This is a genomic window from Synechococcus sp. W70.1, from assembly GCF_047461515.1.
Taxonomy (GTDB): domain Bacteria; phylum Cyanobacteriota; class Cyanobacteriia; order Thermostichales; family Thermostichaceae; genus Thermostichus.
The window spans coordinates 63,323-82,178 of sequence record NZ_JANSHH010000004.1 but is presented as its reverse complement, the minus strand read 5'-3'; the positions used below and the strand labels follow the sequence as shown (position 1 = coordinate 82,178).

18 protein-coding genes, 1 tRNA gene, 1 other RNA gene and 2 pseudogenes are annotated in these 18,856 nt (G+C 59.5%); 10 read left to right on the top strand and 12 right to left on the bottom strand.

What is annotated here, in order from left to right:
- The 4 genes and pseudogenes from NW808_RS01290 to prmA all read right to left on the bottom strand — a co-directional run.
- Positions 1-572: pseudogene (locus tag NW808_RS01290) on the bottom strand (hypothetical protein); the annotation flags it as partial.
- A gap of 7 nt (positions 573-579) precedes the next feature.
- Positions 580-1,839, bottom strand: coding sequence for a histidine--tRNA ligase (gene hisS, locus NW808_RS01285; protein ID WP_414420017.1), 1,260 nt, complete (start codon positions 1,837-1,839; stop codon positions 580-582).
- A gap of 97 nt (positions 1,840-1,936) precedes the next feature.
- On the bottom strand, positions 1,937-2,686 hold the full coding sequence (locus NW808_RS01280; RefSeq protein WP_414393614.1) for a 16S rRNA (uracil(1498)-N(3))-methyltransferase: 750 nt from the start codon (positions 2,684-2,686) through the stop codon (positions 1,937-1,939).
- Entirely contained in the window at positions 2,659-3,546 is an 888-nt protein-coding gene (prmA, locus tag NW808_RS01275) for a 50S ribosomal protein L11 methyltransferase (protein ID WP_414410518.1), read from the bottom strand. The genes NW808_RS01280 and prmA overlap by 28 nt, the downstream gene beginning before the upstream one ends.
- 291 nt (positions 3,547-3,837) lie before the next feature.
- Between prmA and NW808_RS01270 the strand changes: the two genes are divergently transcribed.
- Positions 3,838-4,665, top strand: a complete 828-nt coding sequence (locus tag NW808_RS01270; RefSeq protein ID WP_414410462.1) for a hypothetical protein — start codon at positions 3,838-3,840, stop codon at positions 4,663-4,665.
- On the opposite strand, the gene NW808_RS01265 is transcribed toward NW808_RS01270, so the two are convergent.
- Positions 4,662-5,411: a phycocyanobilin:ferredoxin oxidoreductase gene (locus NW808_RS01265; RefSeq protein WP_414411206.1), complete on the bottom strand. Its 750-nt coding sequence runs from the start codon at positions 5,409-5,411 to the stop codon at positions 4,662-4,664. The genes NW808_RS01270 and NW808_RS01265 overlap by 4 nt on opposite strands.
- Positions 5,411-5,497, bottom strand: a tRNA-Ser gene (locus NW808_RS01260). The genes NW808_RS01265 and NW808_RS01260 overlap by 1 nt, the downstream gene beginning before the upstream one ends.
- Before the next feature lie 102 nt (positions 5,498-5,599).
- Between NW808_RS01260 and panB the strand changes: the two genes are divergently transcribed.
- Positions 5,600-6,418 (top strand): 3-methyl-2-oxobutanoate hydroxymethyltransferase, encoded by an 819-nt coding sequence (gene panB / locus NW808_RS01255; RefSeq protein WP_414420016.1) that lies wholly within the window; start codon positions 5,600-5,602, stop codon positions 6,416-6,418.
- A gap of 38 nt (positions 6,419-6,456) precedes the next feature.
- Entirely contained in the window at positions 6,457-6,717 is a 261-nt protein-coding gene (locus NW808_RS01250) for a hypothetical protein (protein ID WP_414410465.1), read from the top strand.
- Between the two features lie 90 nt (positions 6,718-6,807).
- Here NW808_RS01250 and NW808_RS01245 read toward each other — a convergent pair whose 3' ends face one another.
- Entirely contained in the window at positions 6,808-7,674 is an 867-nt protein-coding gene (locus tag NW808_RS01245) for an acyl-CoA desaturase (protein ID WP_414393620.1), read from the bottom strand.
- A 283-nt stretch (positions 7,675-7,957) separates the two neighbouring features.
- Between NW808_RS01245 and NW808_RS01240 the strand changes: the two genes are divergently transcribed.
- The gene (locus NW808_RS01240; protein ID WP_414410466.1) at positions 7,958-8,626 is read left to right on the top strand and encodes a TetR/AcrR family transcriptional regulator; all 669 of its coding nucleotides are present in this window, start codon (positions 7,958-7,960) and stop codon (positions 8,624-8,626) included.
- A 9-nt stretch (positions 8,627-8,635) separates the two neighbouring features.
- On the opposite strand, the gene rnpB is transcribed toward NW808_RS01240, so the two are convergent.
- Positions 8,636-9,084: RNase P RNA component class A (gene rnpB, locus NW808_RS01235), an RNA gene on the bottom strand.
- Between the two features lie 29 nt (positions 9,085-9,113).
- On the bottom strand, positions 9,114-10,031 hold the full coding sequence (gene lipA / locus NW808_RS01230) for a lipoyl synthase (RefSeq protein WP_414393624.1): 918 nt from the start codon (positions 10,029-10,031) through the stop codon (positions 9,114-9,116).
- A 300-nt stretch (positions 10,032-10,331) separates the two neighbouring features.
- Between lipA and tkt the strand changes: the two genes are divergently transcribed.
- The 4 genes from tkt to NW808_RS01210 all read left to right on the top strand — a co-directional run bounded on the left by tkt (position 10,332) and on the right by NW808_RS01210 (position 14,046).
- Positions 10,332-12,332, top strand: coding sequence for a transketolase (gene tkt / locus NW808_RS01225; protein ID WP_414420015.1), 2,001 nt, complete (start codon positions 10,332-10,334; stop codon positions 12,330-12,332).
- 39 nt (positions 12,333-12,371) lie between these two features.
- On the top strand, positions 12,372-12,857 hold the full coding sequence (locus tag NW808_RS01220) for a hypothetical protein (protein ID WP_414420014.1): 486 nt from the start codon (positions 12,372-12,374) through the stop codon (positions 12,855-12,857).
- A 166-nt stretch (positions 12,858-13,023) separates the two neighbouring features.
- The gene (locus NW808_RS01215) at positions 13,024-13,353 is read left to right on the top strand and encodes a hypothetical protein (RefSeq protein WP_414420013.1); all 330 of its coding nucleotides are present in this window, start codon (positions 13,024-13,026) and stop codon (positions 13,351-13,353) included.
- A gap of 3 nt (positions 13,354-13,356) precedes the next feature.
- Positions 13,357-14,046 carry a hypothetical protein gene (locus NW808_RS01210; RefSeq protein ID WP_414420012.1) on the top strand — a complete coding sequence of 230 codons (690 nt, stop codon included), beginning with the start codon at positions 13,357-13,359 and terminating at the stop codon, positions 14,044-14,046.
- Positions 14,047-14,106: 60 nt separating this feature from the next.
- Here the strand turns inward: NW808_RS01210 and NW808_RS01205 are convergent, their stop codons facing one another.
- Positions 14,107-14,361 carry a hypothetical protein gene (locus NW808_RS01205; protein WP_414410472.1) on the bottom strand — a complete coding sequence of 85 codons (255 nt, stop codon included), beginning with the start codon at positions 14,359-14,361 and terminating at the stop codon, positions 14,107-14,109.
- 108 nt (positions 14,362-14,469) lie between these two features.
- On the opposite strand from NW808_RS01205, the pseudogene NW808_RS01200 reads away from it, so the two are divergent.
- Positions 14,470-15,990: pseudogene (locus NW808_RS01200) on the top strand (DNA gyrase/topoisomerase IV subunit A); the annotation flags it as partial.
- 78 nt (positions 15,991-16,068) lie between these two features.
- On the opposite strand, the gene NW808_RS01195 reads toward NW808_RS01200, so the two are convergent.
- Both NW808_RS01195 and NW808_RS01190 read right to left on the bottom strand, forming a co-directional pair.
- A complete protein-coding gene (locus NW808_RS01195; RefSeq protein WP_414420011.1) occupies positions 16,069-16,632 on the bottom strand; it encodes a hypothetical protein in 564 nt (187 codons plus the stop codon).
- A 107-nt stretch (positions 16,633-16,739) separates the two neighbouring features.
- Positions 16,740-17,870: a peptidylprolyl isomerase gene (locus NW808_RS01190; protein WP_414420010.1), complete on the bottom strand. Its 1,131-nt coding sequence runs from the start codon at positions 17,868-17,870 to the stop codon at positions 16,740-16,742.
- Between the two features lie 343 nt (positions 17,871-18,213).
- Here NW808_RS01190 and NW808_RS01185 point away from each other — a divergent pair, with 343 nt between their 5' ends.
- Entirely contained in the window at positions 18,214-18,813 is a 600-nt protein-coding gene (locus NW808_RS01185; RefSeq protein ID WP_414405352.1) for a hypothetical protein, read from the top strand.
- The last annotated feature ends 43 nt before the right edge of the window (positions 18,814-18,856 follow it).

Sequence of the window (18,856 nt, the reverse complement as noted above, 5' to 3'; positions counted from 1 at the left end):
CGTACCTGCAGTTCGCAGCTGCAGCCAATTCCCCCCTTCAACACCAGTACTTCCTCTGGTGATCCCTCCAGTTCGCTGTGCATGAGGGAAAACAGCTCGGGTGGGGGGGCAGGCTCTTTGGGCTGAGGAGCGGATTCGGGCTCTGTTGGCTGGGCCACCAAGGCGGCTGTTGGTTCTGACTGAGCCGGGGCAGGCACGACCTGGAAACGCAGACAATTCTTCAGCTCCTTCTCGCCAAACAGCTCAGCTATCAAGTCGGCATCGCGGCAGTGCAGTTCCCAGGAACCAGGGGCAAGACGAGTGGCCGGCAAGACAATGGCGATCCCCTCCTCGTTGGTGCGCACCGAACGGGTTTGCAGGAGCAAGAGATCTCTTTTCGAGGTCTTCGCCTCCGCCGGGGCCTGCTCATCCTCTGCTGCCAAAGGGCGGTGGCGAACTTCCACAGTAATGGTGAAGTAGGGCTGGGGACAATGGGCCAGGACGGTGTACGTGTCTTCCTCCAGAACGGCTCCTTCGGCTGGTACTGGCTGCCATTCTTCTTGTCCGTTGCGCCGTACCCAAAAACTCAGCATTGTGCGGTCACCTCTGGGAGAGCAAATACTTCACCAGCTCAGCTTGCAGGAGGGTTTGCTGCTGTCCTGTGGGCAAGTGCTTCAGCTGCACCTCGCCGGCCACTGCTTCCGCATCTCCCAGGACCACAGCCCAAGTGGCGCCGCTGCGGCTAGCCCGCTTGAACTGCTTGCTAAAGGGGCTGCCGCTGAGATCCAGCTCGGTGCAAAAACCAGCTTGGCGCAGGGCCTGGGCAACCTGAAGGGATTGGGCCTCTGCCTTGGCTCCGCGGGAGATCACGTAAACGTCCAGCGGCCTGGCCACCCCCTCTAGCTGCTTCTTTTGCAGCAGCAACACCAGCCGCTCCATGCCGATGGCCCAGCCTACGGCCGGGGTCGGCGGTCCGCCCAGCTCTTCCACTAGGCCGTCGTAGCGGCCGCCCCCGCAGACGGTGCTCTGGGAGCCCAATTCCGGCGAGACGATCTCGAAGGCGGTGTGGGTGTAGTAGTCCAAGCCGCGCACCAGGTAGGGATCCAGCTCATAGGGAATGTCTAGGGCTTTGAGATGGGCTTGCACTTGCTCGAAGAAGGCGCGTGAGTCCGCGCTAAGGTAATCGGGCAGCTTGGGCGCTTTCTCAACAATGGCGCGGGTGTGGGGATCCTTGCTATCGAGAATGCGCAGGGGGTTGCGGCCAAGACGCTCCTGGGAGTCCGGATCCAGCTCTTCCTTCAAGGGGGTGAGGTAGTCCACCAGGGCTTGACGATAGGCCAGCCGGTCCTGCGGATCCCCAAGGGAGTTGAGCCGCAGAGTGAGATTTTCCGCCCCCACCGCCCGCAGCAGATCCCAGGCCAGAGCGATAACCTCGGCATCGGCGCGGGGATCGCGGCTGCCCAGGAGCTCCACCCCCAACTGATGGAACTGGCGTTGCCGCCCCGCTTGGGGACGCTCGTAGCGAAACATCGGCCCACAGTACCAGAGGCGCTGCACATCGCCCGCCATCTGCAGCCCATGCTGAATGTAGGCCCGCACCACACCAGCAGTGTTCTCGGGACGCAAGCTCACCTCCTGCTCACCGCGGGTGCTAAAGGAGAACATCTCCTTGCCCACCACGTCGGTGGCACTGCCGATGCTGCGAGCAAAAAGCTCCGTCAGCTCCAAAATGGGGGTGCGGATCTCCTGGTAGTTAGCCCGCCCCAAGATCTCGCGGGCACTGGCCTCCACCTGCTGCCACAGCCTTACCTCCTGAGGCAGGATGTCGCGGGTACCCCGCACCGCCTGGATTTTTCCCATGTCTGTTCCTCTCACCCAGAGCCCCGCCCTGGGAAGCAAGGGTTCGTGTCAATGCCATAATATCGCCCTGCTGGCGGGGGGCAGAGCTAGCCTCGGCTCAAGGGCTCAAGCTAGCGTAGAAAGCGGCAACTTGGCTGGCAGCGGCCACCGCCGCGGTGGTGGATCGCAGGATCGTAGGGCCCAAAGAAACAGGCACTCCGCCGTGGGCTTCCGCTTGGCGGCGCTCCGTCTCTGTCCAGCCACCTTCTGGGCCAATAGCCAGCGCCACGACGGCACCCCTTAGAGGCGGCAGGACTTGCAGCAGCGGGGGGGCGTTTTGGCGGGCAACCGCTATGCCCCACCAGTTGGCCTTGAGCTCAGCCAGCCAGCGGCTCCAGGAAGTAGGCAGGTCAATTTGAGGCCAGTGCAGCCGCTCACACTGTTCTGTTGCCTCCCGCACAATTTTTTGCCAGCGTTCCTGCCGCCCCGATCCCGGCTCCACCACGGTGCGCTCCGTCAGCAGAGGGGTAATGCGCGCTACCCCCAGCTCGGTAACCTGGCGAAACACCTCGTCAAATCCCGGCCCCTTGACCACTGCTAAGCCCAGATGCAGGTAAACGGGCAATTCCCGCGGCGGGGCCTCTACCTCAGCCACAATTTGGCATTTCTGGGGCTGCCAATGGGCCAGCCACAGCTTGCCGGAGCCGTCCAAAACCAAAAAGGGATCCCCCCCCCGAAGGCGGTGCACCCGCTGCAGGTAGTGCCGCTGCGGGCTGGTTAAATAGATCCCACCGGTGGGATCCCGCTGGGCCGGGTCGATAGCTAGGCGGGGCAGGGAACTTAGAGAGCGCGTGCGTTCAGACAGCACCACTCCCCCCGTCGCCAAAGGGCTGCAACCAACCACTCGTTGGCCTCCAACATCTCCGTAACCAACCTGGCCTGCTCGAGGAGAATGCCGCTGAGGATAAGCCAGCCCCCTTTCTTCACCACTAGGCCAAACCCCGGGATCATATCCAGGATCACGTCGGTCAGAATGTTGCACACCAGTCCATCCACCATCTCCGGAATGCGTTCCAGACTGCCCTGAGCCACCTCGATCCGGTCTGTAAGGCCATTGAGGTCGCGATTGTGGAGTGCTGCCTGCACCGCCAGCGGGTCAACATCCACAGCATAAACCCGCTTGGCCCCTAAGAGGGCTGCCGCCACCGACAGAATGCCCGAACCGCAGCCCACATCGGCTACCGTCACCCCCTCTGTACCCGCTCCTAGGCGCATCTCCAGGGCTTCCAGGCAAAGCTGGGTGGTCGGATGGGTGCCTGTGCCAAAGGCCATGCCCGGATCCAGCCGCAGCAGGAGACGGCCAGGGTGAGGGGGTGGATCCAGCCAGGCTGGACAGATGAGCAGCCTCTCTCCCACTGGCTCAGGCCGCCAGTGTTGCTTCCAACTGTTGCTCCAATCCTCTGCTTCCATTCGTTCCCAGTGCAGCTTGGGAAGGGGCTGGCCGGCCACGAGGGCATCTTGCCGCAGGCGCAGCGCCAGAGCCGCCAAGTCCAAAAGAGTGGCGCGGAAGCAGGGCAAATAGGCGTGAATGCTAATTTGGTCTTCGCCATAAGCCTGGCTGGCCATGCCCTGACAGCCAAAGCTCTCCAGCCGCCAGAAGATCTGGTCTTCCTGCACAGGGGAGGCGAGGATGTGGAGATCCCACCAGGCTCCACCCGGATCCGGCACCTGGGCAGAGGAACGCGAGGAGGGATCGGCAACAGTCCTGCTCACGGCGGGAGTTCTTGAACGGGAAAACAAAAAGGCTGCCAAAGGGATGCCGTTGGCTTGGCCAAACCAGTTCTTGTTCTAATTTAGGATCACCCGCTGCCCTGCAGCTCCCCCTGCTGGGGGGTTTTTGATGCCCTCCTTGATCCCGTGAGATAGAGTTTAATTGGACGCGCGCTTCGCCTCCCCTTAAAGCTCCGTGCGGGTGAGTGGAGTCGGGTTGTGCTTTGTCGAGCGGAAGGGGTGAGAGAGATGGCAGCTGAGCAGTCAGCAGAACAAGACACTCCACCCTCCCTCGAGATGGCTAGGGAAAGTGGGGCTGAGGCTCCCCCCTTGCCCAGGGTCGGCCCTGCCAAGAACTCGATCCCGCTGACCCGAACCGCTCTGATGCGGCGCTTCAACGAGAGTTTTCCACCTTTTTACAGCCAGTTTGTTAGCAGTGAGATCCAGGTGCAAAACTTGCGTCTGGCCTATGCCCTTTATCAAACCCGTAGGGCAGTGGTGCAGATGCAGGACGAGCGGGGCAAGACGGTGGTTTGTCTAGCCTATCGCAACCGGCCTTCTCTGCTCAGCGACCTATTTGGGGTGTTGACGGCCTTCAATCTTTCGCTGCACGGCATCCATCTCTACGGGCAGATCTACTCGCCCCACTTGGTATTTATCCGCCTCACGGTCTCCCGTGATGGCCACAGCCTTTCCTCTCAAGCCAAGCTCAACCTAGAGCGAGCCATTCACGAGTGTCTGGCGGGGGTGTTTCCTGTTCACGAAACCCTGGCGCTGGAGTTCGATCTCAAAGCCAGCCTGAAAGACGTACAGGTTTCTTTTTACTTTGACCCAGTGTTTCACCTGCCCACGCTGTTGGTGGATGTAGACAACCAACTGGGCGTGTTTTACCGGGTGATGAGGGCCCTGGCGCAGGAGGATTTAACCGTTGTTAACCTCAATTTGATGTTTCGCCGCAACCGAGCGCGCTTTATTTTCTACTTGCTAGGTCCCGACTCAACTCTAACCATGCCGGAATTCCTGAGGCAAAAATTGGCCCTGAACATCCAGCAGCGGCTGCAGGGGGATCCCGTCTAGATCTGCACAGGATTGGGAGGCGAATCGAAAAGGACGGTGCTCAGGTAACGCTCAGCCCAGGCGGCGCCAAAGGCTTTTTCCAAAACACGGCGGGTGCGGTCGTTCTGCTGTTGTTGGCTGCAGTAGCGCTGCTGCCCTTGGTAGTGGAGCAGGATCTGCTGGGGATCCGTCTGCGGGGAGATCTGTTGCGCCAGGTGGCAGTGAATCTCCAGGTAACGGCAAGCAAAGTGCAAAAAGCGCTCGGCCTCTGCTGCATCGCTAGGACGTATGAATAGGCAGTAGGGGGAAAAAATCGTGCCCCAAGGTGGCAACTGGCGCCGGTGTTGGAAAGGGGCTAAATGAGCTCCTACAGCTTCCAGCTCCCGGATGTAGGGATCCGGCAAAGTGGGAGTGACCGGTGAGAGATCGACGATGGCGGCGCTCACCTGGCCGCGACCAGCCACAATGTCACAGCCAAACAGGGGCAGCGGGTACTGCGGCTGTGGAAACATAACACAGTGGAGGATATCCAGGCTTTGGCCAGCCTGGGCCAGCTCTAGGTGCAGCTTGCGGAAGGGCCCCCCCTGGTAGCAGCGGTTTTCAATCTGCAGTTTCTCGCCCTCTAAGCGGCCCTCTACGTAGCCCAGATCCTCTGGCAGGTCGTAAGGGGCCAGGGCAAAGTGGGATCCCCATAGCTCTAAAATCGCCTCCGAGAGGCGCTGGATGAGGGGATGCAGTTGAGCCTGTAACGCAGGAGCCGTGAACACGGAAGGGGTGGGATTCGAACCCACGGTGACCTTGCGGCCACAACGCTTTTCGAGAGCGCCACAATCAACCACTCTGTCACCCTTCCAGTTTGCATAGCGCTTTACTATCTTAGCGGCAAACGGGCTATCCTGACCGGATCCTCGCCCCCAGAATGCGGAGGATGCGACTCGATGAGATCATAGGAAGTATGGCTGCCCTCTCCATTCACCACTTCCGCCAGGCTAAGCAGACCGGTCAACCGCTGGTGGCCCTCACAGCTGCCGACTACGTCACAGCCCAGATTTTGGATCAGGCTGGGATTGACCTAATCCTGGTGGGCGATAGCCTGGCTATGACCAGCCTGGGCCATAGCAGCACCCTGCCCTTGACCCTGGAGCAGATGATCCACCATGCCCAGGCGGTGCGCCGCGGCGTAGAACGGGCCTTTTTGGTGGCCGACTTGCCTTTCTTGAGCTACCAAGTCTGCAAAGAACAGGCCCTCTTCTCGGCAGGACGGCTGATGAAGGAGGCGGGGGTAAATGGAGTGAAGCTGGAAGGGGGCTACCCGGCCATGGTTGAGACGGTGGCCTTTCTGGTGCAGCGAGGGATCCCCGTTCTAGGCCACATCGGCCTCACGCCCCAGGCCAAACACCAGCTGGGGGGCTACCGCCAGCAAGGGAAAACGCCGGAAGAGGCGGAGCGGCTGCGCCAGGAAGCTTTAAACCTAGAGCAAGCCGGGGCTTTTGCCCTAGTTCTAGAACACATGCCGGCGGACTTAGCTGCCCAAATTACCCAGCAACTCCGGATTCCAACTTTGGGAATTGGGGCTGGCCCAGGCTGTGATGGCCAGATCCTAGTCACCCATGACCTCCTAGGCCTAAGCGAGCGGATCCCACCTTTTGCTAAGGCCTACGCCAACTTAAGACAGGTAATCCGGGAAGCAGTGGAAGCTTTTGCTAAGGATGTTCGCCAGAAAGTATTTCCCCCCTCTTATCCCTGTGGCCAGACTGTGTTATCCAACAAATAAGGAAGCAGAGCTAAGCAAAGACCCCGTAAGGTAACCCTGTGATTCCGGCTGGACTAAAACGCTACGCCGTTCGCTACCCTTCTATGCCCCTGATGGTTTATCGGGAGCTAGCTGCCCACTTGGCTTGTGTTCCCGGGGTAGAAACACAGCTGGAATGGAAAAAAGATCCCAGCTTTAACTACTCCGCTAGCCAAATTGAGGCGCTGCACATTTACCAAGGGCCAGAGGCTGATATAGAGCAAATTCAGCGTATCCTTGACCACTATGGACCATGGCAGTATAGCCCTCTAGAGGGCTAGTTTCCTCTGCTTGCCGAACAGGGATCCCAGAAAAGGATCCCTGGCCTATTTTTAGCTGGGAAAGTTCTGGGGCAGGAGTGCCTCGGAGGGTTACTGGCTTTGAGCTGGTAGGTGCAACTTACGGGCCAAGCCTAGCTGCGCCAGCACCCAAATGACCCAGTAGGTCATGTCAATTTCCCACCAACGCAAGCCTGCTTTTACACACTTTGGATCAGCGTGGTGGTTATTATGCCAGCCTTCGCCGTAGGTCAAAAGGGCAGCCCACCAAAGGTTGCGGGCATTGTCGTTGCTCTCGAAAGTTCGATAGCCCCAAAAGTGACTGGCCGAATTGATCAGCCAGGTGCAGTGCAGCAGCAGCACCGTCCGTACAAAAATGCCGTAGATAACGAACGACCAACCTCCCCACAGATAGAGCACGGCAGCTAGCGGCAGTTGCAGCAGCAACCCATATTTGTCCAGCCAGCGGTAAAAGGGATCCCGAGCCAAGTCGGGCGCAAAGGCAAAATACTTCTCAGGGTTGAAAAATTCTTCTCGCTGGTAGATTAGCCAAAGCATGTGGCTCCACCAAAAGCCTTTGCGGGCCGAGTAGGGATCCTTTTCCTCATCCTCAGTAAATGCGTGATGCTGGCGATGGCCACCTACCCAAAAGATTGGCCCTCCTTGAAGAGCCAGAGTACCGAGCGTAGCAAAGACGTATTCCAGCCACTTAGGCACTTGAAAGCTGCGATGGCTGAGAAGGCGGTGATACCCTAGGCAAATCCCCAAGCTGCCAAAACACCAGTGGAAAAATAGGGCCACTCCCAAAGCAGGCCAAGAGAAGAAAAGAATGCCGCCCACCAAAGCAATGGCGTGGAGAACTAGGAAAAAAAGAGCAAATTCCCAAGCAAAGCGGAAAGACTTTTGGGATGCGGAGCCGTCGGAGTTGCCCAAGGACTTGGGGGAAAGAGAGATTGCCATGAACTAGCTAAACCTCAAGGTAGATGAAGTAAAGTGGCGCAGAGTCCAATCGCTCCCTGAACAGTCGTCGCCCCCAGCACTAGGAAACGCAGTGTGCCTTCCCCACCCTTGCCAGGGCAAGTTTTAGCAAGGCAAGCGGACAGCAGCAAGAGGGCAACAGAGCAGACGATGTCATCTGGCCTGAGGTTAAGCTTAACGATATTTCACCCCAAGTGCAAGCGATACTTGCAGATTGCTTCTCGTCTTCAGGATCTTCTCTTGGCTCCTTACCCCATCCCCTACCATGGCACGTCCTTCTTCCCGGCAAAGGCTGCTAAAGGCAGCTCGAGAGCTATTCGTCCGACAGGGCATTGCCCAGACTACCACCCGCCAAATTGCAGACTTGGCGGGGGTTCACGAAGTAACCCTGTTTCGCCACTTTGGCAGCAAGCAGGGACTCCTCCTAGCCGTATTCGGTGAGCTGGGAGTTTTCTCCGGGATTGCCGACTTACCCCTGCCGGCGGCTCCTGCCACCTTCCAGAGCTCTGAGCTGCAAGCCATTCTCCTGCGCTATGTCCAAACCTGCTTCCAGGCTCTAGCCAATAACCCTGAGCTGGTGCGCTCATTGGTGGGAGAAGCAGGCTTCTACTCCGAGGAGCATCGCCGCGCCTTGAGAGCAGGCTTCCTGCAGGCCCAAGAGCAGCTAGCCGGCTACCTGCAGCAGATCCCCAGCCCCGAACTCCAGGCAATTGACCCGGAGCGCCTTCACGCAGCTGCTGGGGTTCTCCACCTGATGATTCTGGGGACAGCTGTGTTGGCCGTTACCGCTGGCTTGCCTGCCGACGACGGTAACCAGCCCTCCTCTAATCCAGGGGACAAAGGCACTTCTGAAAATGACATCAGCGCCGCCTCTCTTCTCGATATCTGTGTAAAGCTGTGGATGGCGGCCTTGAGGGGGATGAAGGAAACCTAAAAAAAGAGAAGAGATGAGGAGGTTGTAAGCCGGGTTCTGTAGTGGGGTACTCCGAAGAGCAGCCCCCACTGGCGGCCATCTCTCTGGGAGTGATGTTGCCATCACCCTCTAGCGGCTCACCACCACCGAGACCACCCTTCCCCAACCACTTGGCTGAGTACCGTGACCTCGGTGCAGCCGACAGGGGCGAAGAACAGCCATAGTCCTGCGGCTGCGGCCTTGCTTTCCACCGGGGTTTACCGAGCCAGCGCCTCACGACGCTGCTGGTGGGCTCTTACCCCACCTTTGCACCCTTACCTGTGCTGGACTCCCAGCCATCGGCGGTATGTTTCTGTGGCACTATCCTCGCGGTTTCCCGCACTGGGCTTTCCCCAGCGGTGTGTTCTTCTGAAAGCCCGGACTTTCCTCATCCTGCTGTCTAGTGGCGACAGCGAGGACGCGGCCGCCTGCCCCTCCTATCTCTTCATTTCAATCCTACCGCATCCCCCTAGCGTAGAAAATCCCTCCCTGGGCCTACAGTTCCTTGTCGGGGAAAGCGCTGCATCAGCTCTTGGACAGCCTCGGCATGGTAGGAGCTGCGGGTAAGCGGGGAGGACACCACCTGCAAAAAGCCCAGCTCTTCCCCCACCCGTCGCCAGTGGTCAAACTCCTCTGGGGGCACGTAGCGCTCCACGGGCAGGTGCTTGGGGCTGGGCGCCAAGTATTGGCCAAGAGTGAGGATGTCGCAGCCTACCCGCCGTAGATCCTGCATCACTTGCAAAATCTCTGCCGCAGTTTCTCCTAGCCCCAGCATTACTCCCGACTTGGTGTAAAGGCCAGGATCCCACTGCCGCGCCAATTCTAGCAGCTTAAGGGAGCGCTCGTAGTTCCCCTGGGGGCGCACCCGCCGGTAGAGGCGGGGCACGGTTTCGGTGTTGTGGTTAAGCACCGTGGGGCGGGCAGCGAGAATCTGCTCCAAGGCCTGCCAGTTGCCGCACAAGTCCGGGATCAAGACCTCGATGGTTGTCTGGGGCATGCGGCGGCGGATTTCGGTAATGCAGGCAACAAACTGGCTGGCTCCCCCATCGGGGAGATCGTCCCGGTTGACGGAGGTAATCACGGCATGACGCAACCCCAGCCGTTGCACAGCCTCTGCCACTCGCAGCGGCTCGGTGGGATCCAAAGGCAAAGGGCGCTTGGTGAAGTCGATATCGCAGTAGGGGCAGGCGCGGGTGCAGGCTGGGCCCATGATTAGGAAGGTGGCGGTGCCGTTGGCAAAGCACTCTCCTAGGTTGGGACAAGAGGCCTCTTCGCAGACGGTGTTCAGACCTAAGTCCCGCAGCAGCTGTTTGACGGAGCCTACCCGCTGAGGTGCCTTGGCCCGCAGCCAGGCTGGTTTGCCACTAGGGGAAGCAACGGCACTCAAAGAAAACCCTCCAACTAGCCGCCAACGGCAACTCGTGTATCTCTTAGCTTATCCGCCTTGAGGGCAGGGCGAAAGCCCACAAGCACTTTGATTACCAACTTGTACTAGACTAGGGTTGGCCGATACGAAGCCAAGGGCTTTGTCCCGCTACGCGGTTGCCAAGGCGGTGCAGCTTGCTGAGGGGGCCAAAGCGGGGGCAGGTAGCGCCTTTGCAAACCTTTTCATAGGCATTCCCTGGCTTTGGTTGGCGGGAGTACCAAGGCATACTGGAAAGCGAGTGTCGAGCGATAGGGATCCCACATGGTTGTTGCTGCTCCTCCCTCTCTGGAACAACTTGCCATCAACACCATTCGTTTTTTGGCGGTGGATGCTGTTCAGAAGGCCAACTCCGGCCACCCTGGCCTGCCGATGGGGGCAGCACCCATGGCCTATGTGCTTTGGCAGCAGTTTCTGAAGTTCAACCCCCGCAACCCCAAGTGGGTGGATCGGGATCGCTTTGTCCTCTCGGCAGGCCACGGCTGCATGCTGCTGTATGCTCTGCTACATCTGACCGGCTTTGACGTCAGTCTTGAAGATCTCAAGCAGTTTCGCCAGTGGGGATCCAAAACCCCCGGCCACCCGGAAAACTTTGAAACCCCCGGCGTGGAGGTGACCACGGGTCCTCTAGGGCAGGGGGTGGCCAATGCAGTAGGGCTGGCCATTGCTGAAGCTCACCTTGCGGCCCGCTTTAACAAGCCTGGCCACACGATTGTTGACCACTACACCTACGTGATCCTGGGCGACGGCTGCAACATGGAGGGGGTGGCCTCGGAAGCGGCCTCTTTAGCTGGCCACCTCAAGCTGGGCAAGCTGATCATGCTCTACGACAGCAACCACATCTCCATCGATGGCAGAACGGAAATTACCTTTACCGAAGATGTGGGCAAACGCTACGAGGCCTACGGCTGGCATGTGCAAAAAGTGGAGGACGGCAACCACGACCTGAAAGGGATCGCCGACGCTATCCAGAAAGCCAAAGAAGTTACCGACAAGCCTTCCCTGATCATTGTCGAGACCACCATTGGCTACGGCTCCCCCAACAAAGCCGGCACTGAGAGTGTCCATGGAGCACCGCTGGGGCCAGAGGAGGTGAAGCTCACCAAGCAAAACCTGGGCTGGCCGCTGGAGCCTGAGTTTTACATTCCCGACGAAGTGCTGGCCCACTTCCGCCAGGCCATTGAAAGAGGGGCCAGGGCCGAGGCCGAGTGGAACGAGCGCTTTGCCGCCTACGAGAAGGCCTACCCAGAAGAGGCTGCTGAGTTTAAACGGATCATGGCGGGCGAGCTGCCTGTGGGCTGGAAAGAAGCCCTAGCGCCAATTGCCGAAATCGGCAGGGAGTCCACCCGCAATCTCTCAGGTCTTTGCCTTAACGCCTTGGCCAAGGCGGTACCTGAGCTGCTGGGCGGATCCGCCGATCTGGCCCACTCCAACATGACTTACCTAAAGGGGATCCCAGAATTTCAGGCCGGCTCCTACCACGGGCGCAACTTCCGCTTTGGAGTCCGGGAACACGCTATGGGAGCTATCGCCAACGGCATGGCCCTGCACGGCGGCCTTATCCCCTACGACGCCACCTTCTTGGTTTTCAGCGACTACATGCGGCCGGCCATTCGCCTGTCAGCCCTCTCGCGGGCGCGGGTGCTCCATGTGATGACCCACGACTCCATTGCCCTGGGAGAGGACGGCCCCACCCACCAGCCTATTGAGACACTGGCCTCCCTGCGGGCTATCCCCAACCTCTACGTCATCCGCCCTGCTGATGCTCGCGAGACGGTAGGAGCCTACCAAGTAGCCCTCGAGTCCAAGTCCACCCCCTCGGTGCTGGTGTTTACCCGGCAGGCGGTCAATCCCGTGGAAGGTACCTCTGTGGAGGGAGTGGCCAAGGGAGCCTACGTGGTGGTGGATGCCCCCAACCCGGAGCTAATCTTGATCGCCACCGGCTCAGAGCTGGAGCTGGCGGTGAAGGCTGCTGCCCAACTGAAGCAGGAAGGCCGGGCGGTGCGCGTGGTCTCCATGCCCTGCATGGAGCTGTTTGAGGCCCAGCCTCAGAGTTACCGGGACTCTGTCTTACCCCCCAGCGTTACTAAGCGCATCTCCATCGAGGCGGGCTCCACCTTTGGCTGGCACAAGTACCTGGGTTTTGAGGGGGTAGCCATTGGCATTGACCGCTTCGGCGCTTCTGCCCCTGGCCCCGTGTGTATGGAGAAGTTTGGCTTCACGGTGGAGAATGTGCTCAATACTGCCCGTCGTCTCCTAGGCTAACCCTTGATACGCCCAGCAGGGATCCCTAGCCTGTAGCGTATGAGCGCCTCAAAACTAGGCAAAAGCAAGGGTGGGAGGGTAGCAGCCCTACTGGCTGGCGGGATCAGCGGGGTGCTGCTCCAGGGATCCCCCTGGGTTGCCGCTCAGCCTGCCTTCCAAACAGTGCCGCTGCCGCGCCTGGCAGTGGGTGTGGATCAAGCGGTCTTTGACCGGCCAGTGGCTCGCTTCAACCCCACCCCACCTGTTGAGGTGGTAGTCCGCAACCGCACTGGCCTGCCTTTGGAGTACGGCTTTACCGATCCGCGCCAGGGTATCTCGGAACTGCAGCCGGGCGAAACGCTGCGCTTGAGCAACCTGACCCTCCCCAACTGCCTGGCCATCAACACGCCCATGTTGGGGCCGGTGGGCTACCAGGTGAGTGTGGATCCCGCGAATGTAATCACCGTGGAGGTGCGCCTAGTCAACGACGTTTCGGGCGATCACTGCCTAGACCTGCAAGAGACAGGCGCCATCTTCGTCAATTGATGTTGGTGGGAATCCCTGCATCTCCAGAGAGCAAAGCCCCCCAGAGGCTCAAGTGTATTGACAGAGGTTGCCAGCTGGAACAGGATGCAGAGAGGAGGCTGGGATCCAGCTTCTGGCTAGGCAGGGGTAAAGCTGCCCCAACTCAACTTTTCCTTTGGACGGTCTCATGAGCAATCAGCGGTGTCCCTGGTTCCGCAGGGTTCTGGTGGCTGGCGCGGCGATTGTGGGGTTGGCAAGCTTGCCAGCAAAGGCCCAGCAAGTTACGGATCCCAGCCCAGCTCAGGCGGCCACCGATGTTGAGCCTACCTCTCCAATCTCGGCTTCTTTTCGCAGCCAAAATGGGGTCAGCGTACGCCCGGAAACGGTGAGGGTTTTCCTGAATGGCAGAGAGGTTACCTCGGAAGCAGTGATCACGCGCGATTTCTTTACCTACCGTCCCCCTCAGCCCCTGCCGTCAGGGCGTCACGAAGTCTTGCTGGAGTTCACCAACACCTAGGGAGTGACCCGCCGCGTCAGTTGGAGCTTCACGGTGGGCAGCCCTGTCCGTGCCTCCATTGATCTAGTAGATCACAACGCCGGCCATCGCCCCCTGTCAGCAGGCGAGATCTTGCTGGTAACCGTTAAAGGCACTCCCTCTAGCCGAGTAACCGTTTACCTCGTTCAGGATGGACGGCGGGTGCAAACTCTACAGGCCCGGGAAGTTTCCAGAGGCACCTACGTGGTCAACGTCCTCGTTGAACCGAAAGATGCTACCCGCGAAGGGATCGTCATTGCGCGTTTGGAAAACAACGGCCAGGTGCGCTTTATGACTGCAGAACAGCCAGCTCGCTGGATCGAGGGGGCTGGCGGCGGTATCCAGCGTCTTGCCGCCCAAGAAGTTTCCGCAACTACCACTGTCCCCAGCTTAGTGCCCCAGATTACTAACTTGCGGGACGGGGATCGGGTTGCCGGCCCTTCCTTTACGCTGCAAGGCACCACAGCTCCCAATGCTTCGGTGCGGGTAACAGTAACGGCCTCAACTTCACTGGAGGGCATTCTCAGCGCTCAGCAGACGGTGATGAACCAAACTGTCCAGGCCGATGGGCAGGGCCGTTTTACCATCACCGTCCGACCCCCATTCCGGCCGCCGGCACGGTGTATCAGGTCAACCTCACGGCTACTTCTGGCAGCCAAACTAGCCCGACAGTAACCCTGCGCCTTACCCAGCAGTAGCGATCCGGCCTATCGTTTGTCTCCGCTAGGGGGAAGGTCAGTCCAGGTCTTCAAACCCTGCCGTTGGTGGCGAGCCCTGAAGGTCTTGGGTAAGGGTTGGGGAGAGGGAAGAGCGCTGTTGCCAGCGCCACAGAAGGGCGGCCATAACCACAGCAGGGGAAGCAATCATGGTGACCATTACCGGCAGAGTCTTCGGCAAGGCCAGGTAGGGGCCACCGTATTTGATGGCGGCGCTAATAGCAGCAGCAGCTACCATCAATTTTAGGGCCGACCCAAGGGTCTTGGGCTGCATAGCTCTGCCACTCCCTTGCCATCTGGACGCCAGCTCTCACAGGCTAGGCTAGCATTCCCTGCAGGGCACTTTCTGGAGACGAAACAGCGCTAGAGGCTCCGCTGGGTCATGACTCGGCAACTACCGGGATCCCGTCCAGGGCGGGTGATTGCAACCGATTTGCGGGAGGAGATGCAGCGCTCCTACCTGGAATACGCCATGAGCGTGATCGTAGGGCGGGCCTTGCCAGATGTGCGGGATGGCCTCAAGCCAGTCCATCGCCGCATCCTCTACGCCATGCACGAGCTGGGCCTGACGCCGGATCGCCCCTACCGCAAATGCGCTCGGGTGGTGGGGGAGGTGCTGGGGAAATACCACCCGCACGGGGATCAGGCAGTTTATGAAGCGCTGGTGCGCATGGCTCAAGACTTTGCCAGTCGCTATCCCCTGGTGGCGGGACACGGCAACTTCGGTTCGGTGGACAACGACCCGCCGGCAGCCATGCGCTACACAGAGTGCCGACTGTCGACCCTGAGCCACAGAGTGCTTCTGGAGCAGCTCTCGGAAGAGGTCGTCGATTTTGCCCCCAATTTCGACGGATCCCACATCGAGCCGACCGTTTTGCCAGCCCGCCTGCCCATCTTGCTCCTCAATGGCGCTTCCGGGATTGCCGTGGGCATGGCCACCAGTATTCCGCCCCACAACTTGGGAGAAGTGGTGGACGGCTTGCTGGCTCTGATTGACCGTCCCAACCTCAGCGCCGAGGAGCTGTTGCGCTGGATCCCGGGGCCGGACTTTCCCACCGGCGGCCAGATTGTCGACAGCCAAGGGATCCGCGAAGCCTATCTCAGCGGGCGTGGCTCCATCACCCTGCGGGGAGTGGCCCACTTTGAGGAGGCTCAGCCGGGCAAAGGACGCTACCGGCGGCCCGCCCTGGTCATCACCGAGTTTCCCTACCAGGTGAACAAAGCCGCCTGGATTGAGAAAGTGGCAGAACTGGTTGCCCAGGGTCGTCTCAGCGGCATTGCCGACTTGCGGGATGAGTCGGATCGCAAAGGCATTCGCGTGGTGGTGGAGCTTAAGCGGGAGGCCAATCCCCAGGAGGTTTTGCAGCAGCTCTATGAGCTGACCCCTTTGCAGAGCAACTTTGGGGTAATCCTGCTGGCCTTGGTGGATGGCAAGCCGCAGCAGCTTAACCTGAAGCAAATCTTGCAGCATTTTTTACAGTTTCGCGAAGCCACCCTCAACCGCCTGTTCCGCGCCGAACTGCAGCAGCTACAGCGCAAGGTAGAAGAAGTGGCGGGGATGGTGCTGGCCCTGGCCAATCTGCAGGGGGTGATCGACCTGCTGCAGCAAGCATCCGATGGCGCCACCGCCAAAGCCCAACTGCAGGCCCGCTTGGGTTGTACCCCTCAGCAGGCGGAGACCATCTTAGCCATGCCTCTGCGCCGCCTGACGGCCTTGGAACGGGAACGGTTGCAGCAAGAGCAGTCCCAGTTACAGGCCCGCATTGAAGAATTGCAGGGGCTACTCAGCGACCGCCGCAAGCTCTTGAACTACTTAAAGAAAGAGCTGCGCCACCTGAAGAAAACCTTCGGCGATCCCCGGCGAACCCAGATTCTTTCCAAGGCTGAGCTGGAGGCAGAACAAGCGTAGCACTGGTAGTCAGGGGGGAACGGCTTAGGGAGTTGCACCTGCTCTGTCCGCTCTAGCCGTTGCAGAAGGGCGCTAGGCCAAGGAGGTTTTGTCGGCGGCGGGATCGACCTCTGGCGCTTCAGGATGGCGGACAGATTTGGGAAGGGAGCCACCTGACTGGAGAACTAAGCAGCGCACGGTCTGGTGTAGTTCCTCCAGCAAGATGTTGAGGGCAGAGCGAAAGTCGCGGTGGTCGTCCCGCATGTGTTCCAGAATGGCGCGGATGACTTCCTTACAATCCTTGAGAATGTGCTGCTGCTGGGCAATGATCTGCACCAGCTCACTGTGTTCTTTGAGCAGATCCCGCAGACAGGTGCGCAGCTCGTCTACCTGGCTCTGCCAGAAGGCCTGTCCCTCCCGCAGCTCCATGACGCTAGCGCGCAGGTCAACGATTGCGTCGCGCAGAGCTTGGCTTTGGCGGCACTCGGCCTCCAGTTGGCGCTGCAGCTTCTCTTGCTGTTGGCGCAACTCGGCATTGGCCTGCAAGTTGGCTTCAGCGGCTCTAAGCAGTTGCTCAAGGCGGGCCTCGACAAGAGCCCAGCGCTCCTGCCCTAGCGAGGATTGACCCCGACGGACTTGCCTGCTGAAGTACCTCACAGTCGCTTCCCCCTGTCTCCTAGGCAAGGGCATCCTGCAAGCTGGGGCTTGCCAGCCCTACCGATCATACTGCCTCTTGGGGATTCCCCTCGCTTGCGGAAACGGCTTTAGGCATTTTTGAGGTTTTCTTTGCCCGAGATGATGCGGGCGCTTAGAATGCGATCCCCCAGCTTAATTTTGCGCAGCACCTCGGTGCCTTCAGTAACATACCCAAACACAGCGTAGCGGCCATCCATGAGGTTGAGGCCGGCGGGGGTGAGATCCGGCTCGGCCATGAAGATGAAGAACTGAGAAGAGGCGCTGTTGGGATCCTCTAGATAGCGAGCCATAGCCACTGTTCCCTCGGCAGAAAAAGGCAAAGCCGGCTCCACATCCCAGAGGCCCAGTTGCTCAAAAGTCTGGCCGTAGCGGGGCATTAATTCACCTTTGGCGCGAATCTCCAGAGGAATGGTGCGAACTTTGCCCGTGGCCGGATCCACATAGCCGTCGGCAGGGCCAGGGGGATCCCCGGCTTGCACAAGGAAGAATTTCTCCACTCGATCAAAGGTCAGGCCATCGTAGAAGCCCCGCTGCACCAAGTCAGCGAAGTTGCCGGCAGTGATTGGAGCACTATAGCCATCGAGGGTGATCACCATACGCCCAGCGGTGGTGTTCAGCTCCACCTCTGCCCGCCCCAAGAGCTGAGGTTTGTCGGCATACTCAGCAGGCACTGTGTAGGGGAAAGCCCCCACCCACTTGCTCTCCAGGGATCCCAGCTTGTCCACCAGACGGTCGTAGGCGGCGCGAGCCTCTTCTTTGCCCTTGGGTTTGCGCTCCGTGGCCTGGTTGATGGTTTGCAACTCCTGCCGCAGAGCGGCAATTTCTTCAGAGGCGGCAGCAGCTTGCTCAGGGGGCAACTCCGCCAGCAGGGGATCCGTATAGCGGTCCAGAAGCCGCTCCACCTGGCGCACATCCCCCCGCACGGCTGACCAGCGGTTGTACTTCAGGTCCGCCTCGATTTTGGTGATGGCTTCATCGATTTCCCAAATCCGACTGTCCTGGATGGGCAGGGCCCGCCGCAAGAGAGTACGCGGATCGGTAATGGCATCCCCTTGGGGCAGCGCCAGCGCCGGGATCCCACCCAGCCAAACCGCCCAAAGCAATACAGCGGCCAAAACCAGCCGGAGCGATTTCCTCCCCCCCTCCCACCGATCGGCGTTGCCTCCAACTGGGGATCCCTGCTGAGCACGCTGTGTCATGTCTTCACCCATTGCCAATGCTGCTTTTGCTCTCAGCCTGGCATTCTACCCTCGCCGGCGGCAAGCGCTGCGTGGTCAGAGCCCTTGCCTCGTAGCGGCAGCGGCGGAAGTAGGCTCAGCTGACTCTAGCTCGACCAGCCGCTTGGATCCTAATAGGGGGGCTGAAGTCTGTCTTGTGCGAAGGCGGCTCCGACTTTGCCAATGATGGAGAGCTTGATCTCCGGCTGATTGTCAAATGAGGCCAGCGCTTTCTTCCATGGCCTATAGTGCATAACAGCTTGTCAATTCAGGTGTAGGCTCTAGAGGAAGGGATCCCGTCATTGGACAAGAGGACGGCTAGAGCATGGCGGCAAAGCAACTGAAGTTCTACTGGAGCCCTCAATTCCAGCTCTTTAGCTGCGACGGCGCCAAACTAGAGGGACATGGCTTTATTCAAACCAACCCTTCCCACGACCTGGTGCACCTATTTATTGCCGCCAACGGCAACATGCCCTGGCAGCCGGTGGAAAGCCGCGAGCAAACCTGCTTTGCCGAGTACAACGCCGTGCTGCTGGAGCACCTTTTGGTTAACTGCTTCAACGCGGCAGTGCTGGAATCCATGGCCCCTGAGCAAATTGTTCCAGAGGCCCGCAAGTTTTTGAAGTGGTTTGTCTCCGAGCACTATGCGCCTTTTCCGGTCTCAGAAGAAGAGGCTTTTCGCCGCTTTGCCGAGGCTTTGGATATCGATTGCATCGTGCGGCTATTTCCCTACTTCTACAGTTTGCGGGCTTGGGAATGCTTCAGCCCCATCTACCGCAGCGAGGTTTATGATTTGGAGTTTACTTCCGAAGATGACCCGGTCAGGGAAGCGCCAGAATGGGCAGCAGATCCCAATATTTTGCAAGCCCAAGAGCTGGTAAGACAAAAGCTCACTGAGGCATTGGCCGAGGCCAGATCAAGCTGATCCAGGCCAGAGTCGGTTTTCTCAACAACTCTCCCAACTTCAC